Below are 892 nucleotides of genomic sequence, written 5' to 3' on the forward strand. Positions count from 1 at the left end.
CAGGTGTAGGTGGCGCCGTCGAGTTGGTCGGTGACGGTGTAGGCCAGTTCGGGGTCGTTGGGGAGGCCGAGGGCGGGTAGGTCGAGGTGGAGGGTGGCTTCGCGGGGGTGGTGGGGGTTGAGGTTGACGATCGCCAGGACGGTGTCGTTGAGGTGGCGTTTGGAGAAGGCGAGGAGTTCGGGTTGGTCGATGTGGTGGAAGTGGGTGTTGCGGAGTTGTTGGAGGGCGGGGTGGGTGTTGCGGAGGGTGTTCAGTTGGGTGATGAGGGGTGCGAGGGTGGTGCCGGTGCGGGTTGCGGTGTCCCAGTCGCGGGGGCGGTACTGGTATTTCTCGGAGTCGCGGTATTCCTCGCTGCCGGGCCGCACCGGGGTCTTCTCGCATAGTTCGTAGCCGGCGTAGATGCCCCAGGTGGGGGAGAGGAGCGCGGCGAGGATGGCGCGGATTTCGAAGGCGGGGCGGCCGCCGTGCTGGAGGTATTCGTTGAGGATGTCGGGGGTGTTGGTGAAGCAGTTGGGGCGCATGTAGTCGGCGGCGGGCCCGGCCAGTTCTTGGAAGTAGTCGCGGAGGTCGTGGGGGGAGTTGCGCCAGGTGAAGTAGGTGTAGGACTGGTGGAATCCGATTTTGGCGAGGGTGTGCATGATGGCGGGGCGGGTGAAGGCTTCGGCGAGGAAGAGGACGTCGGGGTCGGTGGCGGCGATGTCGGCGAGGAGGCGTTCCCAGAAGGCGATGGGTTTGGTGTGGGGGTTGTCGACGCGGAAGATCCGGACGCCGTGGTTCATCCAGTGCCGGACGATGCGCCGTACCTCGTCGTAGAGGCCGTCGGGGTCGTGGTCGAAGTTGAGGGGGTAGATGTCCTGGTATTTCTTGGGTGGGTTTTCGGCGTAGGCGATGG

Annotated in this window: 1 pseudogene; it reads right to left on the bottom strand. The window is 65.4% G+C overall.

The window, feature by feature from the left end:
* Window positions 1-892 (bottom strand): annotated as a pseudogene (locus tag ACH35V_RS42265) (alpha-1,4-glucan--maltose-1-phosphate maltosyltransferase); the annotation flags it as partial.

Source organism: Actinomadura sp. 1N219 (assembly GCF_044326405.1).
Taxonomy (GTDB): Bacteria; Actinomycetota; Actinomycetes; order Streptosporangiales; family Streptosporangiaceae; genus Spirillospora.